At 45.1% G+C, this 24,800-nt stretch carries 18 protein-coding genes; 14 read left to right on the plus strand and 4 right to left on the minus strand.

Annotation, left to right across the window (positions count from 1 at the left end):
- Positions 1-31: 31 nt before the first annotated feature.
- Entirely contained in the window at positions 32-1,618 is a 1,587-nt protein-coding gene (locus M1D30_RS07850) for a xylulokinase (protein ID WP_248502680.1), read from the plus strand.
- 32 nt (positions 1,619-1,650) lie between these two features.
- Positions 1,651-3,663 carry a transketolase gene (locus M1D30_RS07855; RefSeq protein WP_248502681.1) on the plus strand — a complete coding sequence of 671 codons (2,013 nt, stop codon included), beginning with the start codon at positions 1,651-1,653 and terminating at the stop codon, positions 3,661-3,663.
- Positions 3,664-3,742: 79 nt separating this feature from the next.
- On the opposite strand, the gene M1D30_RS07860 is transcribed toward M1D30_RS07855, so the two are convergent.
- Positions 3,743-4,654 (minus strand): hypothetical protein, encoded by a 912-nt coding sequence (locus M1D30_RS07860; RefSeq protein ID WP_248502683.1) that lies wholly within the window; start codon positions 4,652-4,654, stop codon positions 3,743-3,745.
- A gap of 244 nt (positions 4,655-4,898) precedes the next feature.
- Here M1D30_RS07860 and M1D30_RS07865 point away from each other — a divergent pair, with 244 nt between their 5' ends.
- Positions 4,899-6,512 (plus strand): response regulator transcription factor, encoded by a 1,614-nt coding sequence (locus M1D30_RS07865; protein WP_248502686.1) that lies wholly within the window; start codon positions 4,899-4,901, stop codon positions 6,510-6,512.
- A gap of 29 nt (positions 6,513-6,541) precedes the next feature.
- Positions 6,542-6,982 carry a ribose 5-phosphate isomerase B gene (gene rpiB / locus M1D30_RS07870; RefSeq protein WP_248507772.1) on the plus strand — a complete coding sequence of 147 codons (441 nt, stop codon included), beginning with the start codon at positions 6,542-6,544 and terminating at the stop codon, positions 6,980-6,982.
- A 55-nt stretch (positions 6,983-7,037) separates the two neighbouring features.
- Here rpiB and M1D30_RS07875 read toward each other — a convergent pair whose 3' ends face one another.
- Positions 7,038-9,449, minus strand: a complete 2,412-nt coding sequence (locus M1D30_RS07875) for a glycoside hydrolase family 2 TIM barrel-domain containing protein (RefSeq protein ID WP_248502688.1) — start codon at positions 9,447-9,449, stop codon at positions 7,038-7,040.
- Between the two features lie 31 nt (positions 9,450-9,480).
- The gene (locus M1D30_RS07880; RefSeq protein ID WP_248502690.1) at positions 9,481-10,650 is read right to left on the minus strand and encodes a DNA recombination protein RmuC; all 1,170 of its coding nucleotides are present in this window, start codon (positions 10,648-10,650) and stop codon (positions 9,481-9,483) included.
- 108 nt (positions 10,651-10,758) lie between these two features.
- Here M1D30_RS07880 and M1D30_RS07885 point away from each other — a divergent pair, with 108 nt between their 5' ends.
- Genes M1D30_RS07885 through M1D30_RS07895 form a run of 3 tightly spaced genes read left to right on the plus strand, consistent with a single transcriptional unit; the run spans position 10,759 to position 15,551 of the window.
- The gene (locus M1D30_RS07885) at positions 10,759-12,972 is read left to right on the plus strand and encodes a bifunctional (p)ppGpp synthetase/guanosine-3',5'-bis(diphosphate) 3'-pyrophosphohydrolase (RefSeq protein ID WP_248502692.1); all 2,214 of its coding nucleotides are present in this window, start codon (positions 10,759-10,761) and stop codon (positions 12,970-12,972) included.
- Between the two features lie 41 nt (positions 12,973-13,013).
- The gene (locus M1D30_RS07890; RefSeq protein ID WP_248502694.1) at positions 13,014-14,045 is read left to right on the plus strand and encodes a sugar kinase; all 1,032 of its coding nucleotides are present in this window, start codon (positions 13,014-13,016) and stop codon (positions 14,043-14,045) included.
- Positions 14,046-14,051: 6 nt separating this feature from the next.
- Positions 14,052-15,551: a DUF4301 family protein gene (locus M1D30_RS07895; protein ID WP_248502696.1), complete on the plus strand. Its 1,500-nt coding sequence runs from the start codon at positions 14,052-14,054 to the stop codon at positions 15,549-15,551.
- 23 nt (positions 15,552-15,574) lie between these two features.
- Here M1D30_RS07895 and M1D30_RS07900 read toward each other — a convergent pair whose 3' ends face one another.
- Positions 15,575-16,225, minus strand: coding sequence for an HAD family hydrolase (locus tag M1D30_RS07900; protein ID WP_248502697.1), 651 nt, complete (start codon positions 16,223-16,225; stop codon positions 15,575-15,577).
- A gap of 92 nt (positions 16,226-16,317) precedes the next feature.
- Between M1D30_RS07900 and mltG the strand changes: the two genes are divergently transcribed.
- The 7 genes from mltG (at position 16,318) to M1D30_RS07935 (ending at position 24,795) form a co-directional block, all read left to right on the plus strand.
- Positions 16,318-17,343, plus strand: a complete 1,026-nt coding sequence (mltG, locus tag M1D30_RS07905; protein ID WP_248502699.1) for an endolytic transglycosylase MltG — start codon at positions 16,318-16,320, stop codon at positions 17,341-17,343.
- 204 nt (positions 17,344-17,547) lie between these two features.
- Positions 17,548-19,344, plus strand: coding sequence for a glutamine--tRNA ligase/YqeY domain fusion protein (locus M1D30_RS07910; protein WP_248502704.1), 1,797 nt, complete (start codon positions 17,548-17,550; stop codon positions 19,342-19,344).
- 10 nt (positions 19,345-19,354) lie between these two features.
- Positions 19,355-20,779 (plus strand): tetratricopeptide repeat protein, encoded by a 1,425-nt coding sequence (locus M1D30_RS07915; protein ID WP_248502706.1) that lies wholly within the window; start codon positions 19,355-19,357, stop codon positions 20,777-20,779.
- Positions 20,776-21,402 (plus strand): DedA family protein, encoded by a 627-nt coding sequence (locus tag M1D30_RS07920; protein ID WP_248502708.1) that lies wholly within the window; start codon positions 20,776-20,778, stop codon positions 21,400-21,402. The genes M1D30_RS07915 and M1D30_RS07920 overlap by 4 nt, the downstream gene beginning before the upstream one ends.
- Positions 21,399-22,463, plus strand: a complete 1,065-nt coding sequence (locus M1D30_RS07925) for a mannose-1-phosphate guanylyltransferase (RefSeq protein ID WP_248502710.1) — start codon at positions 21,399-21,401, stop codon at positions 22,461-22,463. The genes M1D30_RS07920 and M1D30_RS07925 overlap by 4 nt, the downstream gene beginning before the upstream one ends.
- 30 nt (positions 22,464-22,493) lie before the next feature.
- Positions 22,494-23,588, plus strand: a complete 1,095-nt coding sequence (gmd, locus tag M1D30_RS07930) for a GDP-mannose 4,6-dehydratase (protein WP_248502711.1) — start codon at positions 22,494-22,496, stop codon at positions 23,586-23,588.
- Positions 23,589-23,625: 37 nt separating this feature from the next.
- Entirely contained in the window at positions 23,626-24,795 is a 1,170-nt protein-coding gene (locus M1D30_RS07935) for a GDP-L-fucose synthase (protein WP_248502713.1), read from the plus strand.
- Positions 24,796-24,800 lie beyond the last annotated feature (5 nt).

Here is a 24,800-nt window from a genome sequence, read left to right on the forward strand (position 1 = left end):
CGCTCAAAATACCAAAAAACTTAAGAAAACAATGACCGCAAAACAAACCATCGAGGCTGGAAAAGCCATTCTGGGAATCGAGTTCGGTTCCACACGCATCAAGGCCGTTCTTATCGACCAAGAAAACAAACCCATAGCTCAGGGTTCACACGAGTGGGAAAACCAGCTCGTAGATGGACTATGGACCTATAGCGTGGAGGCCATTTGGTATGGTCTTCAAGACTGCTACGCAGAATTACGCAAAGACGTAATGAAGCAATACGATTGTGAGATCGAAAATTTGGCCGCCATCGGCTTCAGCGCAATGATGCATGGCTATATGGCCTTCAATCAGAACCAGCAGATTCTAGTACCATTCCGCACCTGGCGTAACACAAATACAGGAAAGGCTGCTGCCAAACTCTCTGAGCTTTTCAATTATAACATTCCCCTGCGTTGGAGTATCTCGCACCTTTATGAAGCTATTCTCGACAACGAAGAGCATGTCAGCGACATCAAATATCTAACAACATTAGCAGGCTATGTACACTGGCAGGTTACAGGCCAGTTCGTTTTGGGCGTAGGCGATGCATCTGGTATGATTCCCGTAGACCCCGCCACAAAGACATATGATGCCGAGATGGTAAAGAAGTTCGACGAGTTGATTGCTCCAAAGGGCTTCAGTTGGAAGTTGCTCGACATTCTACCAAAGTCATTGAATGCTGGCGAAAGTGCCGGTTTTCTTACACCAGAAGGTGCAAAGAGACTCGATGTCTCTGGACACCTCAAACCGGGTTGCCCCGTATGTCCACCAGAAGGCGATGCTGGTACCGGCATGGTTGCCACCAATGCAGTAAAACAGCGTACAGGTAACGTAAGTGCAGGTACTTCTTCTTTCTCTATGATTGTACTCGAGAAGCCTTTATCAAAGCCCTATGAAATGATTGATATGGTGACCACTCCCGACGGTTCGCTTGTGGCCATGGTTCACTGCAACAACTGTACTTCGGATATCAACGCATGGGTGGGCCTGTTCAAGGAATACCAGCAACTGTTGGGCCTTAAGGTCGACATGAACGAACTCTATGGCAAGTTGTTTAACAAAGCCCTTGAGGGTGATGCTGACTGTGGTGGTCTGATGGCATATAATTATGTTAGCGGTGAACCTGTAACGGGGCTAAGTGAGGGACGTCCCATGTTTGTACGCTCAGCTAACGACAAATTCAATTTAGCAAACTTCATGCGCGCACACCTCTATGGAGCCATCGGTGTTCTAAAAATCGGAAATGACATTCTGTTCAAAGACGAGATGATTCGCGTAGACCGAATCACTGGTCATGGTGGATACTTCAAAACTGCAGGCGTAGGTCAGCGCATGCTAGCTGCAGCCCTGAATAGTCCCATCAGTGTTATGGAGACAGCTGGTGAAGGAGGAGCATGGGGTATTGCTCTGCTTGCAGGCTACCTAATCAACAAGGATGGCAAGAGTTTGGCTGACTATCTTGAGGATGTGGTCTTTGCAGGTAATACCGGTATAAGCATCGCTCCAACAGCCGAGGATGTGGCCGGATTCGAACGCTACATCCAAAACTACAAGAAGTGTCTCCCCATTGAACAAGCTGCTGTAGACAACAAATAAAGAAGAATATATTAGTTAGTAGTTTAAAAATTATGAACGACAACAAAGTAATGAACATGGCAGCGGATAATATCCGTATCCTCGCTGCTTCGATGGTTGAAAAAGCCAAGTCGGGTCACCCCGGCGGTGCGATGGGTGGTGCAGACTTCATCAACACCCTTTACAGTGAGTTCCTGGTTTACGATCCTGAGAATCCCACATGGGAGGGACGCGACCGTTTCTTCCTCGATCCTGGCCACATGGCTCCAATGCTGTACAGCCAGCTCGCCCTTATCGGCAAGTACACTCTTGAGGACCTGAAGAACCTGCGTCAGTGGGGTTCAGTAACTCCTGGTCACCCCGAGCGCGAGATTGAGCGCGGCATCGAGAACACCTCTGGTCCTCTTGGTCAGGGTCACTGCTTCGCTGTAGGTGCTGCCATCGCCGCAAAGTTCCTGAAAGCTCGTCTGGGCAACGTGATGAATCAGACTATCTATGCATACATCTCTGACGGTGGTGTGCAGGAGGAGATTTCGCAGGGTGCTGGCCGTATCGCTGGTAACCTGGGTCTGGACAATCTCATCATGTTCTACGACGCTAACGATATCCAGCTCTCTACTAAGACAGAGGTTGTAACCTGCGAGGATACAGCCAAGAAGTATGAGGCTTGGGGATGGTATGTACAGAAGATTGACGGTAACGACGTAGATCAGATCCGTGAGGCTATCAAGAAAGCTCAGGCTGAGAAGGAGCGTCCTTCACTCATCATCGGACACTGCGTGATGGGTAAGGGTGCACGTAAGGCTGATAACACTTCTTACGAGAGCAACTGCGCTACTCACGGTGCTCCTCTTGGTGGCGACGCTTACATCAACACCATGAAAAACCTGGGTGCTGACCCTGAGAATCCATTCCAGATCTTCCCAGAGGTACAGGAGATGTACGCTAAGCGTGCTGAGGAGTTGAAGAAGATTGTAGCTGAGCGCTACGCCGAGAAGGCTGAGTGGGCTAAGGGTCATCCCGAACAGGCCAAGCAGCTTGAGGAGTGGTTCAGCGGCAAGGCTCCAAAGATCGACTGGAGCAAGGTTGAGCAGAAGCCTGGTTGCGCTACACGTAACGCCAGCGCTACTGTTTTGGGGCAGCTGGCTGAGCAGGTGCCTAACATGATCTGCGCATCTGCCGACTTGAGCAACTCTGATAATACAAACGGATTCCTGAAGAAGACCAAGGATATGGTTAAGGGCGACTTCAGCGGTGCATTCTTCGAGGCTGGTGTAGCCGAGCTCACCATGGCTTGCTGCTGTATCGGTATGGCTCTGCACGGTGGTGTTATCCCCGCTTGCGGTACCTTCTTCGTATTCTCTGACTACATGAAGCCAGCCGTACGTATGGCTGCCCTGATGGAGCTGCCTGTTAAGTTCATCTGGACTCACGATGCATTCCGCGTTGGTGAGGATGGTCCTACCCACGAGCCAGTTGAGCAGGAGGCACAAATCCGTCTGATGGAGAAGCTGAAGAACCACCACGGCAAGAACTCTGTATTGGTAGTTCGTCCTGCCGATGCTGAGGAGACAACCGTTTGCTGGCGCATGGCTATGGAGAATGTTGATACTCCTACAGCCCTGATCTTCTCTCGTCAGAACATCGAGATGCTGCCCGAGGGCAACGACTACAACCAGGCTACTAAGGGTGCTTACGTTGTAGCAGGATCAGACGAGAAGTTCGACGTAATCCTGCTTGCTTCAGGTTCTGAGGTTTCTACTCTCGAGGCTGGTGCTAAGCTACTCCGTGAGGACGGCGTTAAGGTTCGTATCGTGAGCGTACCTTCTGAGGGCCTGTTCCGCAGCCAGAGCAAGGAGTATCAGCAGAGCGTCCTGCCTGCTGGCGTTAAGAAGTTCGGTCTCACCGCTGGTCTGCCAGTAAACCTCGAGGGTCTGGTAGGTGCCGACGGTACCGTATGGGGGCTGGAGAGCTTCGGTTTCTCTGCTCCTTACAAGGTGCTCGACGAGAAGCTCGGCTTCACCGGAGAGAATGTTTACAAGCAAGTAAAGAATTTGCTTGCATAATAAGCAAGATATTCCAATAATATATAAAAGGGTTACATCATCACGATGTAACCCTTTTCAATTAAATACACAAAATATATTAATACATCAGAGATTTTTCGGAGCGTTTATCATAGAATGCCAGCCAGTCGGCATGATCTATGTTATAATAATAAACAGAACTTCCTCCCGTATGTAACTGTAGATGTTCACTAGTAGCCATATACTCGCGCTCACCATCGCTTTTCTTTGCCCACATCATCAAAGTCATGTCATCACCGTGGTTTAGAGTAAAGAAATATTCCGAATTCTGACCTCGCTTAAGATAACTAATAACATTGGCATAGTAATTTTCACTATTTACAAGCCAACGACTATCACCACGATGTGCAGGGTCAAGTCGCACGCCATAATACCAATTGTCAAGGGCATAGACATCCAATTGAGTGATATCAGATTGACGGGTGAGGCCATCAACACGCATCTCAACGATGCTACCCACGGGCTTTGTATCAAGAGCAGTCTTTGTCATCTTTCCATCGATAGTAACGGTGGTACTTCCCACGCCTAAAGCACGTTGAAAACTGATACCGACCTTTTCTGTTGTAATAGCAACTGTAGACAAGAATTTTTCACCAGTAGCGACCCATGTACTGTTATTATTTGAATGCGACGATTGCCATAATAACATTGTGTAAGTACCGCCAGGAAGTTCGTCTGTCTTGATTGTAACTGGATTAAGACGATGAGTCTCAACACCATATTTCCCAACCAGTACACCATCTTCTCCATAAACTAAAAGTGTATCTGTAATAATACAGTTTTCAGATAACACACGTGCAGCCATCTTTTCTGCTACGCCCAACTGACTATATAAAGTCTTGGGGGTGACAGTTATAACGGCTCGTCCTTTATTCAAGGAAGTCTTTTCTTTCTTCTTTTCGGAATGCGAACATGAAGAAATACCCATCAATGTGATGGAAATCGAGAGCAGACTGAGTATATATCTCATATTGTTCTGGTTGGTTATTTTTTGAATTTTGTTAAGCGTTTAAATATCGTTTGCAAAGTTACCACATATCAGCCATTCATTTGTTCTCTACAAGGAAAATTATGTTCTCAGAACGCAAATACACAATTTTTACAGGAAAAATATACTCTCATTATACAAGTTCATGATTTCAAGACAGAAAATTTGTTCTTATGATAGAAAATGTGTAACTTTGCCGCTGAAAGAATGTCGACAGCATGAACCAATGAACAAATTAACTTACATACTCGTCGGTATAGCATTACTCTTGGCTTGTCAGGAAAAAGAAGAGGATGTGGTGGCACAACCTTCATCTTTTTTTGAACGGGCCATTGCTTACGATCGTGCATGGAAGTATCATTTGGCTGGATATTATTATCAGCGTGCTTTCGACGAATACAAAGAGCCCGTTAAAAACTGGAAGAATTATTTTGAAACGGGCTACCGATTAGCGATTATGAAGTATAGGATGCAGGATTTCAATGAAGCCCTGCGGCTGACTACCTCATTGGCAGCCAAAGGCGATAGCCTATTGAAAAGTGGCGACAAGCATTTTCCTTATGATACGCACGCTTTCACGCTAGCATTTATCGCTCACTGTCAGATAGAATTGAACCATACGGACGAAGCAAAAAACAACTGCAAAAGAGCATACGAGGTTCTGACGATGAGTAATACGGATTATACAGAGAACAAGATGATTCTTTGCGCATCGAATACCGACGAATACATAGAGATGAACGACTATGACGAAGCCGAACGATGGAACAATCGTGCATATGAAGCCCTAGCACATATCGAGAAGAAATTAGCTAACGGTAATAATAAGGATGTAGATTTGGCAATGGAATACAGAAAGACATTATCATTGAACAAGGCTATTATCTTACAGAGGAAAGGCCGTATTGAAGAAGCGAATCGGGAATATGATAAAGTGTCAGATAGTAATCTTTTGCAGCATCCAAACAATTTAGAGGCGCAACTCGTGTTCCTAAAAGGAGCCAAGCGATACAAAGAAGCTTTGGCCGTGATGGACATTCTAGACAGCATTGACGCATTAAGTAAACGTCCTAGAATAACGTTTGAAAATATACGCGACAGAATGATACCAAGATACGAGGCGAACATGGAGGCAGGATTAACAAACGATGCATTAGTTGCGGCATCAAATATATGCATAGCTATAGATTCTGCCATTAGGGCTCAGCAACGTAGCGACATTGCTGAACTAACCATATTATATGAAACACAACAGAAGGATGAAGCGCTTGCTGAAAGTAAACACAACGCGCGCATACATTTTATTTTTATCATCGCCCTTATGATAATGTTTATAACTGCTTCGACTGCCTATTGGCGTGTAACACTATCAAAGCGAAAACTGCGTGAGAAAAACCGTCAATTATTCGAAACCATACAGCAAATGGAACGAAAAGAAGAAAAAGCAGAAGTTAATGTGCTAAACAACAATGATACCAGCAATTGTTCAGCGTCACATCTATTATATAGAAACATTGTAGCCCTGATGCGCGAGAAAAGGCCATATACAGACAACATTCTGAACCGCGAAATGCTTGCACAGATGTTAGGTACGAACTATAGTTATGTGGCAGATGCTATCAGGGAATGCGCTGATGGTATGACCATCGGAGAATATGTAGACGACTGGCGCATACGACATGCAGCACAGATGTTAGCCAGTACTGACGAGCCAGTAGGGCTTATCGCGGACTTAAGCGGATTTAACAGTAGAAGTCATTTCAATACACTATTCCGCCAAAAATATATGATGGCTCCTAGCGAATATCGCAAAATTGCCAAAGAAGAGACAGCTGTATAAAAATGATTAATCATTTATTAATTCACAATATGGAAATTAAAACTATAGGTTTAGCCAGTGATCACGCTGGTTTCGCACTGAAACAGTTCGTTAAGAAGTATCTCGACGAAAAGGGATACGCGTATAAGGATTATGGCACGTACACAGAAGATTCGTGCGACTACTCAGATTATGGCCATGCTCTGGCTAGAGGTATTGAATCTGGCGAAGTATTCCCCGGCATTGCTATCTGCGGCAGTGGAGAAGGCATCAACATGACACTGAACAAGCACCAAAGCATTCGCGCAGGATTGTGTTGGATTCCTGAGATTGCCCACCTAATTCGTCAGCACAATAATGCCAATGTATTAGTTATGCCAGGTCGTTTTATTGACGAAGAAATGGCGCGCAAAATTATGGATGAATACTTCTCTACTGAATTTGAAGGAGGTCGTCACCAAAAACGTATTGATAAGATTGCCATTAAATAAAATGAATCATAGAAAACGGACGATGAACTTTTCTCATCGTCCGTTTTTCTATTCTTTATCGTGTTTGCAGTTTCAACTTAGCTGACTTCATCCCAGGAGCCGAAGCAGTAATCACGACCCTACCCTTTTGTTGCTTTGAACGCAGAATAAGGGTGCAGTTTCCTTGATACAAACGTCGCTTACTGCCAATAGTAAGTTCTTCGCTAAGAATATCACCATTTATAACACCAACTATCTCGGCAGGTCCTTCAACAGAAAAAGTCACTTCCTTATCTATGGTCTGAACTGTACGTCCACGTTTATCTACAGCCACCACCTTAACATGTTGAAGATCCAGACCATCAGCATGCCAACTAGCAGGATAATCATCATCAAGAGCAACAAGTTCAACTGCTTCACCAGTGGTCTCAAGGGTATGACGGCATACCTCTTGTCCTTTGTTGCGTGCTATGGCTACCAATTTGCCAGGCTTATATTCCACATTATTCCAATAAATCTGATTCCGCACCTTAGCATTCTTTAGGTCATTTTGCTTCTTACCAAGACTCTTTCCATTCAACAACAGCTCAACTTCTTCGGCATTGGTATAAACCACAACTGTGTATTTCTGTCCCTCTACTCGATTCCAATGGTCACTCATACCATCATTACCCGTCTGCACACCATTCCACATCTGGTCACCCTTTCGGTCAATGATACCGATATGAACAGTGTTTTCCTTTGGCTTGAAGAAGCTTCTCATGTAATAAGCCTTTGGCTTAGGATTGAGAGCAATATCGAAAACACCCTGGGTCCAACCCTTAGCCGGCCATCCCTGACTCTCGCCAAGATAGTCAATAGCCCCCCAGTATGCCAAACCAATAACCTTGTCGAGATTCATCTCAAAGAAATTCTGTCCCATAGCCGCCACCGAAGCCTCACTCTGATAGAACTTCATCCAAGGAAAGCGATTACCGTCACCGGGGAAATACATATACCTATAATTATATGCTTGCACATCGGTGACCATTGCTAAGTCACACGGTAAGGAATCAGTCTGCCAGCTACGATAACGAGGATGCATAGCTACGGTAACCATACGTGTAGAATCATAACGCTGCACAAGCGTCTTCATTAACTTATACATCGTAACCCCAAAATCATTAAATGGCTGATTAGGGTCTTGCTGAAGTTCATTTCCGAGACTCCACATTACCACCGAGGGGGAATTGCGGTCGCGTTTCACCCATTCAGGCACATCTTTTTGCCACAAAGCTTCGAAGGCCACACGACCTCCAGTATGCTGGGATGTCCATTTATCGTAAAGTTCATCAACTACCAAAATGCCATATTTGTCACATAGTTCAATAAACTCACGACTATAAGGATTGTGACTAGTGCGGATATGATTGATGCCGAACTCCTTCATCAACAGAATTCGCTTTTCTATAGCCTTAGGATAAGCCGCTGCGCCAAGAGCTCCCAATGAGTGATGATTGGCATATCCCTTCAGAAGTATCTTCTTTCCATTGAGCAGCAAGCCCTGTTCTGGAGTAATCTCCACGGTACGAATACCAAAACGTTCACAATATGCATCCACCGCCACGCCTCTTTCATTAAATAAAGTAGCCTCAAGGGTATAAAGATTTGGATGCTCTGTATCCCACAACTGAGCATTAGGAATCTCAATTTCCACAAGTTGTTGTTCTACTATGCGAGAAGGGTTATTACGAAACACCTCTGCACGACCATGATATACATTTTCTCCCTGTGGGTTCTTAATTTGTAAATCAACTGGCATCTTTTTATCGCGCCCACGAACATTTACTTCAACCGTCACACAAACAAAACGATTATCACGGGTAGTAATCTTAAGCGGATGGCGTTCAAAATACAAATCACGATTGGTGGCAATGAGTTTTACGTCTCGAAAAAGTCCACCACCAGTATACCAGCGTGAATTATTGGGTTCGCGGGTATCAGCCAACACTGCAATAACATTATCCTGTCCAAACTGCAAATCATTGGTCACATCTATTTGGAATCCTACATAACCATAATCGGTGCCACCCACCTTGCGACCATTCACATAGACATCGCCTACATACATTATGCCACCAAAATCAAGTACTAATCGACGGCCCTTAAGTGAATCAGAAGGAGTTAGATGCAGACGATACCACCCACAACCCATCTCCTTAAAGCCACGACTTGACAACCGACTTTTTATATTTGCCGCAGGGTCATTGTTATCAGCCTTCTCGTCAGCATTAGGAGTCACCCAAGGCTGTTCTATCTGAAAATCATGAGGCAGATTAACTACACGCCAATTATCATCGTCATATGTCAAACTCTCAGCATTTGCAATGTTACCAGCATGAAACTTCCATCCAAAGTTCAGTAATTCAACAGTACGCTGAGCTTGTGTCTCCCCTCCTCCTAATAGCGCGGCACACAAAAGAGCTATAGTTGTCAACAATTTCTTCATTTTAGTCATTAGTTTTTTAGTATTTATTTGTTTATTCTTCAGTTAATTCTTCTGTTTCTTCTACAGGTTTAGGCAATCGTTGGCGACGTTTGGGATTCTCCTGTGCGCCATACTTTAACAACTTCGCAGCAGCCGTAGTAATGCTGACGCCAGACGACGAGGTGCTACGTTTCAACTCATCAAAGGCCTCATTAGTTTTACGTAGTTGTTCATCAACCTTCAGAAAACGCTCATAAAAAATCTGCACACGTTCCACCACTTGACTAGCAACCTTCATCATCTCCTGTTGATTCTCAACCTGTCGCATCTGCTTCCACGACATTTCCAACACACGCAACATAATAAAGAGGCTCTGACTACCAGCTATAATAACTCCGTTGTCATAGGCCCACTTCCAAAGAGACGGATCAGCACTCAAAGCCAATTGTAACGCACTCTCACTGAAAACATACATCATCACGAAATCTAAGCGATGTCGTCCTTCACGAATATAGCTACTGTAATTCTTTCGAGATAGCTCGTTAACATGCTGTCTTACAGAAGTTAAATGACGACGAAGAGCCGTATCTCGCTCTTCCTCTGTTTTTGCATTATGATAGTCTTGGAAAGCAGTAAAAGACATCTTTGAATCAATAATCACATCACGTTGATCAGGGAAATGAAGAATTACATCAGGCACCAAACGATGACCTTCATCTGCATCATGAATGGCACGTCCATATTCATCACGCATGGTGACCTGTTCTTCAAATTGGATACCTTCCTCAAGTCCCATTTCCTCCAGCAGTTGTTTCAATCTCAACTCGCCAAAATTTCCCTGCGCCTTATTCTCACTTGTCAACGCACGGGCCAAATTCTCGGCTCGCTGACCAACCTCCTGAGCCTGTTTCAGATTTTCTTTTATAGAAGCATCCAAACGTTCCATCGTTACAGTCTGAGCTCGATCACTCTTTTCCACCGCGTCTTTCATCTGACGGATATTTTCTTTAAGTGGATTTAATATATTCGAAAGTTGCTGTTCGTTAGAATCAGAAAGCTCACGAGCACGTTCTTTTAAAATACGTTCCGATGCCGAAAACATTTCGGCTTTGATGAGCTGCAATTGTTGTTCCAATTGTTTTCCGTACTGCGACTTAGCATAAAGAAAGCCACCAATTAAGCCTAAAGTGAGGCCCAACAACAACATTAAAATCAGTTCCATATCGTATTTTAGTTAGTTTCTGCCTGCAAAGATACAATTTTTTTAACTTTTATGATGGTATTCTCGTAAAAAAATGGTATTTTTGCCGACGATTAGTTATATAACAAAATGGCAGAACACTTTGAGTTTACTATAGAAGAGAGAGAAAAAGTCCTAAATCTCTATACAGAATTAAAGGAAAAAGTAGCTCCATCACTCGAAGAATACGACGAGGAACACCTTCGGAGCCACCTGCTTCATGCTATAGAACAAGATAAAGTACAACGCGATGCCTTTGGACTTAACCCCATTGTCACAAGTCTTCAGACTGCCCTTCTCGTTCTTGACGAAATAGGCCTGAAGCGCGATGCCGTTTTAGCCATATTACTAGATCCTTGTGTAGAATCGGGATTCATAACCATTGATGAGGTCAGCACGACATATGGGCTACCCGTAGGTCGAATCTTACATGGACTACAACGCATTCAAGAACTATATAAGAAGAATCCCGTTATCGAAAGTGAAAACTTTCGAAATCTTTTGCTGTCATTTGCCGAGGATATGCGTGTGATTCTCATTATGATTGCCGATCGCGTAAACCTGATGCGCCAGATACGTGACACGAGCAATGAAGAATCTAAACGACGTGTTAGTGAAGAGGCAGCATACCTTTATGCTCCCCTAGCTCACAAATTGGGTCTTTACAAATTAAAAAGTGAACTAGAAGACCTGTCTCTGAAATATTTGGAGCACGACGCTTACTACCATATCAAAGAAAAGTTAAATGCCACAAAAGAGGCACGCGACAAGTATATTGAGCAGTTCATTGGTCCAATAGAGAAGAAATTAAAAGATGCCGGCCTAAAGTTCCACATGAAGGGGCGCACTAAAAGCATCCACTCCATATGGCAGAAAATGAAAAAACAAAAGTGTGCTTTTGAAGGCGTTTACGATCTCTTCGCCATTCGCATCATCATAGACTGCCCTAGCGACAAAGAAAAACAGCAGTGTTGGCAAACATTCGCCATTATCACCGATATGTACACCTCAAACCCCAAACGCATGCGCGATTGGCTCACTGTGCCCAAAACCAATGGCTACGAAAGTCTACATATCACAGTTCTAGGACCTGAAAAGAAATGGGTAGAGGTACAGATACGAACAGAACGCATGGACGATGTGGCTGAACGCGGTGTAGCAGCACACTGGCGCTATAAAGGTGTCAAAGCCGAAGGTGGTATGGACGAATGGCTGAACGGTATACGTCAGATGCTGGAAAATGCCAATGGAATAGAGGCTATGGACCAGTTTAAGATGGACCTCTATGACGATGAAATATATGTCTTTACCCCCAAAGGCGATCTACTGAAGTTCCCCAAAGGAGCTACAGTACTCGACATGGCCTACCACATTCATTCAAAGGTAGGCTCTGCATGCACAGGTGCCCGCATCAACAATAAGGTAGTAACCTTTCGTCAAGAACTACACTCCGGCGACCAAGTGGAGATACAAACATCTTCAACTCAATATCCCAAACAAGAATGGCTCAACATCGTAAAGACCTCAAGGGCTAAGGCTAAGATTCGTTTAGCATTAAAGGAAACCCAACAGAAAGAGGCTTTGATGGTTAAGGAGATGCTGGAACGCAAATTCAAGAACCGCAAAATTGAGCAAGACGAGAGTCTGATGATGCGTACGATGAAGAAGCTAGGGTATAAGGAGGCTAGCGATTTCTATCGTGACATTGCCCACGAAACTCTCGATGTGCAGACGGTATTTGACAAATATCTAGAGTTGCAACAGGGAGAAAAAACCGTCATCGGTGATAATCAGGCACGCTCGGCCGAAGAGTTTGTTCTTGAAGACTTTAAAGGACAGAAGGTATTACAACAGAACGACGACGTTCTTGTGATTGGCCAAGATTTGAAGGGCGTTGACTATCAGTTAGCAAAGTGCTGCAACCCCATCTATGGTGATCAGGTATTTGGTTTCGTCACCATCAACGGTGGCATCAAAATTCACCGTTGCGACTGCCCCAACGCCCCAGAGATGCGTCGTCGCTTTGGCTATCGTATTGTACGTGCTAAATGGAGCGGCAAAGGTTCCAGTCAATATGCCATCACATTGCGTATCATTGGCAATGACGACCTAGGTATTGTTAACAACCTCACGTCAATTATATCAAAAGACGAAAAACTTGTGTTGCGCAATATCAACATTGATTCCAACGACGGTATCTTTCGTGGAACATTGACTATTATGATTAATGACAACACCCGTTTGGAGGCAATTATCAAGAAACTGCGCACCGTAAAGGGTGTCAAGCAAGTTGAACGACTATAATTCCTGAGGTTAAAGTTGAACAAATTAACACATAACACAATATGACACAGAATACTAAATTCGTGACTTTCGGAGAGTTGCTGCTACGTTTCTCTAAACAGAACCACCAGCGACTTTCTCAGGGCGACTACTTTACCAGCAAGTACGGTGGCAGCGAAGCTAACGTAGCAGTATCACTAGCCACACTCGGCGACACGGTAGAGTACGTTACTCGACTACCAGAGACCCCAGTAGGACATGCTGGTGCTCAAAACTTAATGCAGTTGGGTGTTGGCTGTCGTTATATTCAATGGGGCGGTCAACGCATCGGCACTTATTATATGGAACCAGCTGCAGGCATGCGTTCGGCCAAGGTAATATACGATCGTGCAGATTCCGCCTGTTCGGAAATAAAACCAGGTATGATTCCTTGGCACGAGATTCTAAAAGATGCTTCTGTTCTTCATGTGTCGGGCATTACGGCTGCCATTTCACAATGCACTGCAGATGCCACATTCGAAGCACTCGACATTGCCGACGAGATGGGAGTCAAAGTTGCCTTCGACATTAATTATCGCAAGAATCTATGGAAATATGGTGCCGAACCACGAGAGACACTAAAGCGCATTCTGTCACGCTGTGACATGATGTTTGGCGATGCCATTGAGTTTGAATGGATATGCGAGCGCAAGCAACCTCCTTTCACAGCCCTTGACACAAAGTTTGAAATGCAGATGAACGAGTATCGAGAATGGTTCGACGATTTGCACCGCGAATTTCCTCGCTGTCGCAAATGGCTCATGGGCATGCGCAATATGGTAGCATCAAACAGACATCTATTAACGGCCCTTTTATGGACTGACGGAGAACTGCTCAAAGCACCTATCTACGACATCAACGGTGTTGTAGACCCCTCTGGTGTTGGTGATGCTTTCATGGCAGGATTACTGCATGCTACAGAAGCATTTCCTGATAACAATGAATATCAGCTGAACTACGCGCTAGCCGCCTCAACGCTTAAGAACACCATTCCAGGTGATTTCAACTTGGCCACTGACGAGGAGATTCAAGAACTTATCAAACAAAATATCTAAAAGACAATGTTAACAGAAAAAGATCTAAAGCAGATTGCCCAACGCGGCATCAGCAAAGAGCAACTAGAAACACAGCTAAAAGAGTTTGAGACAGGCTTTCCTTTCCTAAAACTGGAGGCAGCAGCCTCCGTGGGGAACGGTATCGTGACTCCCAATGAGAATGAGCGCAAGGAGTATGTTGACGCATGGGAAGCATACAAGGCAGAAGGACATCGGGTGGTAAAGTTTGTACCAGCCTCTGGTGCAGCCAGTCGCATGTTCAAGAATATGTTCGCCTTTGTCGACGCCAACTACGACGTACCCACCACAGATTTCGAGAAGAAATACTTCGATGAGATTGAGAAATTTGCTTTCTACGATGCTCTTAATGACGTATGTGTGAAGAACGAGGGCATGGGAATCAAAGCCCTGATGGCCGAAGGCAAATACAAAGCAGTGGCAGCCAATATGCTAAAACCTGAAGGATTGAACTACGGACAGTTGCCTAAAGGCATGTTGCTTTTCCACAAATATGCAGAGGGCGCACGCACGCCTATGGAGGAACATCTTGTTGAAGGAGCTCTCTATGCTGCTTCCAATGGCGAGGCTCATGTTCACTTCACTGTAAGCCACGATCATCTGGCCTATTTTAAAGCCAAGGTAGCAGAAAAAGCCGACATGTTTGCAAAGAAGTACGGCATTAAATACGATATCACCTTCTCAGAACAGAAGCCAAGCACAGATACTGTTGCCGCTAATCCAGACAACACACCTTTCCGTGAATCTGACGGTTCATTGCTGTTCCGTCCTGGTGGCCATGGAGCACTCATCGAGAACCTTAACGAGATTAAGGCCGATGTCATTTTCATTAAGAACATCGACAACGTGGTACCCGATCGTTTGAAGCCAGAAACTGTAGAGTGGAAACAAGTCATTGCAGGCGTACTCGTTAGCCTACAGAAGAAGGCCTTCGAGTATCTTCGAAAATTAGATGCAGGTGTCAATGATGCCGAGCTACAGGAAATCGCCGCATTCGTGGAAAAGAACCTATGCACCAAACCCAAGAGCTGCAAGGTGGACACCGAATACCTCCGCAATAAACTAAATCGCCCTATGCGTGTCTGTGGTGTTGTTAAGAACGTCGGCGAGCCTGGGGGCGGTCCGTTCCTTACCTACAATCAGGATGGCACTGTAAGCTTGCAGATATTGGAAAGCAGCCAGATTGACACTAACAATGCCGACTACATGAAGATGTTCACGCAAGGCACACACTTCAATCCCGTTGATTTAGTATGCGCTGTAAAAGACTACAAGGGCCAGTCCTTCAATCTGCCTGATTTCGTAGACAAGACTACTGGATTTATCTCGAGTAAATCAAAAGGAGGCAAGGAACTTAAAGCTCTCGAGTTACCCGGCCTATGGAATGGTGCCATGAGCAACTGGTCGACCATTTTTGTAGAAGTTCCCTTAGGCACTTTCAATCCTGTAAAAACCGTAAATGATTTGTTGCGAGAGCAGCACCAATAACGCTGGTTTACAACAGCTTACAATCAATAAGCAAGAATTTCACTTGGAGCATCCACGAATGTGGTTGCTCCATTTTCAATTAAAAACTCTTTATCACGGAACCCCCACAACACACTGATGCAAGGTAGTCCAGAATTGCGAGCCGTTTGCAGGTCAACATCACTATCGCCCACATATACAGCATTGCTCTTATCAACCCCCAACTGACGCAATGCTTCGATCACCGTATCGGGTGCGGGTTTTTTGCGGATACCCTCAGACTCATGCTCACCTATAGCAACCTCAATAGTATCAGGGAAGAAATGTCGACACAGTTCCTGCGTAGCGGCACAGAACTTATTACTCACGACAGCCGTTCGTTTGCCTCTGCGTTTCAATTCGGCTAACAACCCAAGAATACCCTTATAAGGGCGCGTTGTGTCCAACGAGTGCAACATATAGTGATCGCGAAAAGCATTGAAGCATTCCTCAAATTGAGGATTCTTCTCACCATCAGGAACAGCACGAACCATTAACAACTTCACACCATTACCCACAAAACGACGTATGTCCTCGCGCGAGTGTTCAGGCATACCATACTGTCGTAGAGCATAATTTACAGACGCCATCAAATCATCAAGAGTGTCAAGCAACGTCCCGTCTAAATCAAAGATATAAGTATTGTATTCTGTCATTTTGGCTGCAAAAGTAGTAATTTTCCTGCTAAATCTGCACGGAGTTACTGTTTTTTTTATACCTTTGCAGCCATTCTTAGAAATAAAAGAACATGAAACGCAGCAAAGCAACACTTTATCTTATTCCAGCCTTACTCTGCTTGGCTGGCATTATAGCCATTGGCTATTACCATTTTTTCACGGCATTCTCAAAGCACGTAGACAAACAGTACGTCTACATTGACGACGACGACACAACAGATTCCATTTACGCCAAACTGGAACCAATTGCTACGGCACATGCACTAACAGGATTCCGCACATTGGCCCGTCATTTCAGTCTTAGCGAAAACATCCACTCCGGACGTTATGCAATCGATGCAAATACCAGTACTATTGATGTTTACCGCATCATCCGAAACGGCCGACAAGAGCCTTTGATGCTCACCATTCCCGAAGCACGTACAATGCCCCAGTTGGCAGCCCGCCTATCAGCCAAGTTAATGCTTGACAGCGCCAGCATTGCCAATGCCATAACCAGCAACGAATATTGCAAGCAACTGGGCTACGACACTGCTACTATCGCCAGTCTTTTCGTGCCCAACACATATGAAGTTTATTGGAATACCGACCTAGATAAGTTCATGCAACGCATGGTGAAAGAACACGACAACTTCTGGACAGAGGAACGTCGTCAAAAAGCATCAAGACTTGGTCTGTCGCCTGAGAAGGTTTGCACGCTCGCCAGCATCATTGACGAGGAGACAGCCAACAATGCTGAAAAGCCCATGATAGCAGGTATGTACCTCAACCGACTGAAAGCAGGAATGCCACTACAGGCCGACCCTACCGTAAAGTTTGCACTTCAAGACTTTTCACTCAAGCGCATCTATCACAATCACCTATCTGTTAACAGTCCATACAACACCTATAAGAACATCGGACTGCCTCCCGGCCCCATCAAAGTAGCATCCATCAAAGGTATTGATGCAGTACTAAATCGCGTACAGCATCATTATCTGTATATGTGCGCCAAGGAAGATTTCTCGGGCACTCACAATTTTGCCGTCACCTATCAGGAGCATCTCAAGAACGCCGCCCGCTATTCCGATGCATTGAATCAGCGAGGCATCAAATAACAAATATGTTATTTAGCATGTCTAAGACTATCATTTCCGCATGCTAAATATACCATTTATCCCACTCAAGTATGCCATTTACAATGCGTAAGTGGCATACTTTGTATTAAGCAGATGCCAAAGAGCATAAAAAAGTAGACTTTTCCCTTTGTTTTGCGCTTGTTTTTTCGTAATTTTGCAACCAAATTAAATACAAATAAGAATATGGCAGAAATTATACAGAATGAGGGAGAGGAAAAGAAGAGCCTCAGTTTTGTGGAACAGATGGTAAAGGACGACCTGGCAGAGGGTAAGAACGGCGGAAGAATGCAGACCCGCTTTCCACCCGAGCCCAATGGTTATCTGCACATTGGTCACGCCAAAGCCATTGCCATCGACTTCGGATTGGCAAAGAAATATGGTGGCGAATGCAACCTGCGTTTCGACGACACGAACCCCGTAAAAGAGGATACAGAGTTTATTGAGAATATAGAACAGGACATCAAATGGCTAGGCTACGAATGGGCACACGTCTATTATGCCAGCGACTATTTCCAGGAACTATGGGACTTTGCAGTATGGCTCATCAAACAGGGACGCGCATATGTAGACGAGCAGAGCGCTGAACAGATTGCTCAGCAAAAAGGCACGACGACCAGCCCTGGCACAAACTCCCCCTACCGTGATCGACCTATTGAGGAAAATCTACAGTTGTTCGAGTTTATGAACAGCGGTAAGTGTGAGCCTGGAAAAATGGTACTCCGTGCCAAAATTGACATGGCACACTCTAACATGTTGTTCCGTGATCCGCTCATCTATCGCGTATTGAACATCCCCCACGTAAAAACGGGCTCTAAATGGAATGCCTATCCCATGTATGATTTCACACACGGACAGTGTGACTTCCTCGAGGGTGTCACCCATTCATGGTGTACACTTGAGTTCGTTGAGCACCGTCCCTTGTACGATCTCTTTGTGGGTTGGATGAAAGAATGGTTGGGAACACTGGAGAATCCTCAGAAACTTGGTTATCTGGAAAACATGGGCGACAAGTTTGCTGACTTCGACGGACCTCGTCAGACAGAATTTAACAAGCTGAATCTCAACTATATTTTGTTGTCAAAGCGTAACCTACGCACTTTGGTAAGCGAAGGATTGGTGAACGGATGGGATGATCCCCGCATGCCGACCATCTGTGGCTTCCGTCGTCGCGGTTATTCTCCCGAAGGTATCAAGAACTTCATGGAGAAGATTGGCTATACAAAGATTGACGCGCTGAACGACATGGCCCTTTTCGAGAGTGCCCTACGCGACGACTTGAACACCCGCGCCCTGCGAGTAAGTGCCGTTCTTGATCCTGTGAAGGTGGTCATCACCAACTATCCTGAAGGTCAGCAGGAAATGCTTACAGCTATCAACAACCCTGAGAATGAGGCTGATGGAACCCACGAGGTGGAATTCAGTCGCGAGCTTTGGATTGAACGCGATGACTTTATGGAAGTAGCCGAGAAGAAATTCATGCGTTTGGCTCCAGGAAAAGAGGTACGCTTGAAGAACGCTTACATCATCAAGTGCGACGAGGAGCATCCTTGCGACAAAGATGCAGATGGAAAGGTAACTACTATCTACTGCACCTATGATCCCGATACACGCAGCGGTCTGCCCGGCGCCAACCGCAAGATTAAGGGTAAGACGCTGCACTGGGTGAGTTGCCATAACGCCGTGAAGGCAGAAGTACGCCTCTACGAACGTCTGTGGAAGATGGAGAACCCACGTGATGAGTTGAAGCGTTTGGAGGAAGAGGAAGGTATCAAGGGCGCTGATGCGTTGCGTCAGATGATGAACCCCGACAACCTACACATCCTCACCAACTGCTACATCGAGCCCTTCGCTGCAAAACTGCCAGCATTGAGCTACCTGCAGTTCCAACGCATCGGTTATTTCAACGTTGATCCCGATTCAACGCCCGAAAAGCCAGTATTTAACAAGACCGTTGGATTAAAAGACACTTGGAAGAAATAAATAAAGCAGCATGAAAGTAGGCGATGATTATTTTGACAGCGCAGAATTCAGTAAACTGCTAAACGCTTACGAAACATCCGTAAACGCAGGGGAGCCTGTGTTTATGGATGCCGACGAGCTGACCGACATCGCCGACTATTATCAGTATACAGGACGCACCGGCGAAGCTGAGAAAGCCATCTCACTGGCACTCAGTCTGTCGCCTGGCGCCATTGCTCCCCTCACCTACCGCATACATGAAGCTATCTTCAAAGGTGATAATCAAAAAGCAAGGCTACTACTTGACCAGATTATAGAGACTAGCGAGCCAGATTACATCTATGACAAGGCAGAAATACTGATTAGTGAGGGAAAGATAGATGAGGCAAATCAATATCTGACAGAACAATTAGAGTTAATTTCCTCTGACGAGCGTCAGGACTTCATCATAGACGTAGTCAATATCTTTTCCGAATGGGGACAGCCGGGTAAGGCAATGGAATGGATAACCAAAGGAAATAGCGAAGATACTCCTTCCTATAAGGAACTCATGGGTAGAACACTCTTCGAGATGGGCAAGTTCAAAGAGAGTCAAAACATCTTTAACGAGTTAGTTGACGCTTATCCGTTCTCCAATCGTTATTGGACAGCATTAGCCTCGGCACAATATATGAGCGAGGACTATAGCGATTCCGTACAGAGTAGCGAATATGCCATTGCCATTGACCCCAACGATCCAGCCGCCATGCTTACGAAAGCCAACGGACTCATAAAACTCGAGAACTTCGAAGAGGCTCTAAAATTCTATAATAAATACATAGAACAAATTCCTGATGATGAGTTGGCTTTGATGCAGAAAAGCTACTGCTTGACAAACCTTAATCAGTTTGACGAAGCTCTTAGCACACTAAAACAGGCTGAAGAGATTATGCCTCAAGATGCTTCCGAACGCTGTGCAATTTATCAGGAAGAAGCCTTTATACTTGCAGAACTAGGACGTACAGATGAGGCATTGGAACAACTCAACAAAACAGATGCTTTTGATTGTGACCACGTAGAGATGCTTGTCATCAAAGGTCATATCATGCTGGCAGCCCAAAGGCAGAAAGAGGCTCAAAACTATTTCGCCGAGGCTTTAGCAAATTCTCAAGACAGAATGCGAACCATGCTTCATATCATCGTCTCTGTCTACGAGAATAAATATGTAGAATCTGCCTATAATCTGTTTAAAGAGTTCTTCGAAGAGATTGACGCAGACTTCAACGAAGGTTATGCCTACATGGCTCACTGCTGCCATGCACTAAAGCACTACGACGAATATTTGCTGTATCTCAAACAAGCCTGCAGCCGAAACCCACAAGAATGCAAACAAATACTGGGGCATCTTTTCCCACAAGACCTTGCCCCTGAAGAATACTATCACTATACCATCAACAAAATCAAACAACAACAATGAACTGGATATCAACACTTCTTGGCAACCTGAACTACGGCACAATACTGCTACTAATGCTGCTGGAAAGCACTGTCATACCAGTGCCTTCCGAACTCGTTGTAGCACCTGCTGCATATCATGCTGCAAGCGGACAGCTCAATGTGGTGCTCGTAGTACTATTTGCGACCATTGGAGCCGATCTAGGCGCATCTATCAATTACTTTGCAGCATTATATGTAGGTCGTCCCGTCATCTATAAGTTTGCCAACAGTAAGTGGGGAAAAATGTGTTTATTGAACCAAGAAAAGGTTGAAAAGAGCGAACGCTATTTTGACAACCACGGTATTATGGCAACTCTCACAGGACGACTCGTGCCAGGTATCCGACACCTCATAAGCATCCCTGCCGGACTGGCACGCATGAACTACTGGAAGTTTTTGCTTTACACCACTATCGGAGCTGGTGTATGGCATGCCATCCTTGCTACTATGGGATGGTATCTGCATACTGTAGTACCCGAGAATCAACTCGAAACTACCATCCAACACTACAACCACTATATCGTTGGGGGCATCCTCATTATAGTTGCACTGGTAGTGGGTTATTTTGTCTTGAAAACAATCATTAAAAAGAAAGAGCTATGAAATCAAAGAATCATCTCGTGATTATGGCAGGTGGCGTGGGCAGTCGCTTTTGGCCAATGAGCACGCCTGAGAAGCCCAAACAGTTTATCGATGTCCTGGGCACAGGAAAGACACTCTTACAGCTTACCGTTGAGCGTTTCGGCAATCTGATAGACCCGGAAAACGTGTGGGTTGTTACAAACGAGAAATATGCCGGCATCGTAGCCGAGCAGTTGCCTGACATGCCTCGCAATCATATTCTTTGTGAACCTTGTCGTCGCAACACAGCTCCTTGTATTGCCTACGTTTCATGGCGCATCAAAGCACAAGACCCAAAAGCCAACATTGTTGTTACGCCAAGCGATCATATCGTTATGAACGTACAGGAATTTCAGCGTGTCATCTCAGAGTGTATGGACTTCACAGCCGATAGCGATGCAATCGTAACTTTAGGTATGAAGCCCAACCGTCCTGAAACAGGTTACGGCTACATTCAGGCAGATCTTTCAGCATCTTCTCTGCGCAACAAAAGTATCTTCCGCGTGGATTCCTTCCGCGAGAAGCCCGATCTGGAGACGGCACAACAATATATTAAAAAGAATTATTATTTCTGGAATGCCGGCATCTTCATTTGGAACGTGTCAACTATTGTCAATGCTTTCCGAATCTATCAGCCCAAGATGAACAAGATCTTCGAACAAATGCTACCGATATATGGTACACCACAGGAACAGGAGGTTATCAATGAGAAGTTCCCCCAATGCGAAAACATCTCTGTGGATTATGCCATCATGGAAAAGGCCGAGGAAATCTTCGTTTGCCCCGCTGATTTTGGCTGGAGCGACCTTGGTACATGGGGATCACTTCAGACGCAAAGCAAACGTGACATCTATGGAAATGCCTGCATTGGCGATAACATCCAGATGATTGAAAGCTATAATTGTATGGTTCATACCACACAAGAAAAGAAAGTTGTCATTCAGGGACTCGATGGCTATATCGTAGCTGAGAACGACGACACATTATTAATCTGTAAAATGTCTGAAGAGCAACGCATCAAACAGTTCTCTGGTGAGAACTAATGAAAGCTATTCCCGACAAACAATAATAACATGAATAAGAACATTGCCCTTATTACAGGTATCACAGGACAAGATGGCTCATATCTGGCTGAGTTTCTCTTGAACAAAGGCTACGAGGTGCACGGCACCATTCGTCGGTCATCGGTCGACTATCGCGAACGCATTGCACACTTGGAAGGCAAGCCCAACTTCCACCTGCATTATGCCGACCTAGGCGACTCGATGTCTATCCTCGGCGTTATTGGCAAAGTGCGTCCCACCGAGATTTACAACTTGGCAGCACAAAGCCACGTACAGGTGAGCTTCGACTCACCTGAATTTACTGCCGACGTGGATGCCGTGGGTGTACTACGCATCCTAGAGGCTGTGCGTCAGCTAGGACTCAAAGATCAATGTCGCATCTATCAAGCCTCTACGTCAGAATTGTATGGAAAGGTTGAGGAAGTACCTCAAAACGAAGAGACGCCTTTCCACCCCTACTCGCCTTATGCTGTTGCCAAACAATATGGATTCTGGATTGTAAAAGAGTATCGTGAGGCTTACAATATGTATTGCTGCTCGGGTATACTCTTCAACCACGAGAGCGAGCGTCGCGGCGAGACTTTTGTTACGAGAAAGATCACCCTCGCTGCTGCACGCATTAAACAGGGCAAGCAAGATAAACTCTATCTAGGCAACCTGAGCAGTTTGCGCGACTGGGGTTATGCCAAGGACTATGTAGAGTGCATGTGGCTTATTCTCCAACAGGAAAAACCAGAAGACTTTGTTATTGCCACTGGCGTACAGCACTCCGTTCGTGAGTTCTGTCACTATGCTTTTAAACATGTTGGCATTGAACTCGAGTTTGTAGGAGAAGGAGCTGATGAAAAAGGCATCGATAAAGCTACAGGACGTGTACTCATTGAGGTTTCGCCCGACTTCTACCGTCCCACTGACGTGGTCAATCTATGGGGAGATCCAACAAAAGCTAAAACGAAGTTAGGTTGGAATCCCAACAAGACCTCGTTCGAGGAACTTGTCAAAATCATGGTTGATAGCGACATGGCAAAAGTGGCTGCAGATGGTGCTGCTGCAAAAGTACGCACTAACCTTGAGGAGTATCTGGAGAAGGGCATCGTCAAGTAACTTGGCTATGCACAACACCTACTGAACACTGAATTTTATGTTAGATAAAAAAGCAAAAATATATGTGGCGGGGCATCACGGACTAGTGGGCTCCGCTATTTGGAATAACCTACTTCAGCGAGGTTATACAAACCTTGTTGGTCGAAGTCACAAAGAACTCGACCTCACTGATCAAGTTGCAGTAAAGTCATTCTTCGATAAAGAGAAACCCGATGCTGTAGTACTGGCTGCAGCATTTGTAGGTGGTATCATGGCTAATTCACTGTACAGAGCTGACTTCATTATGATGAACATGAAGATTCAGTGCAATGTGATAAGTGAGGCTTATACTCATGGTGTTAAGAAGTTGCTTTTCTTGGGAAGTACATGTATCTATCCAAAGAATGCACCACAACCCATGAAGGAGGATTGTTTATTGACTTCACCATTGGAATATACGAATGAGGAGTATGCTATAGCAAAGATTGCTGGCTTGAAGATGTGCGAGAGTTATAACCTACAGTATGGTACCAACTACATCGCTGTGATGCCCACTAACTTATATGGCCCCAACGATAACTTCCACTTGGAAAATAGTCACGTAATGCCTGCTATGATGCGTAAGGTGTATTTAGCAAAACTGATTCACGATGGTTCATGGGGCAAAATTGCCACTGACTTAAACAAGAGACCAGTAGAAGGTATAACGGGAAAAGACTCTCAGGAAGACATTCTCAAGGTGCTGAAGAAATATGGTATTGAAAACAATAAAGTTACCCTTTGGGGATCAGGTACTCCTTTACGAGAATTCTTGTGGTCAGAAGATATGGCGGACGCCAGCGTACATGTTCTACTGAACGTGGATTTCAAGGATATCATTGGCATCGAGAAATACTCCAGCGTACACTATGGCGCCGCTGTTGACGGTACCGTAGACAGAAACCATTCTGCCGGCCGTGGTGGTGCAATTCCCTCCTTAGGCGAAATACGTAACTGCCACATCAACGTGGGCACAGGCAAGGAGCTCACCATCCGCAAACTATCTGAACTGGTTATCAAGGCAGTGGGCTTTGCTGGCGAGGTAGTGTTTGACACATCTAAGCCCGATGGCACCATGCGCAAACTCATTGATGTCTCAAAACTGCACTCATTGGGATGGACACATAAAGTAGAGATTGAGGATGGCGTAAAAAAACTCTTTGACTGGTATCAGGAGAGTCTATGTTGATAGCA

It is taken from the genome of Prevotella sp. E15-22 (assembly GCF_023204875.1).
Taxonomy (GTDB): Bacteria; Bacteroidota; Bacteroidia; order Bacteroidales; family Bacteroidaceae; genus Prevotella.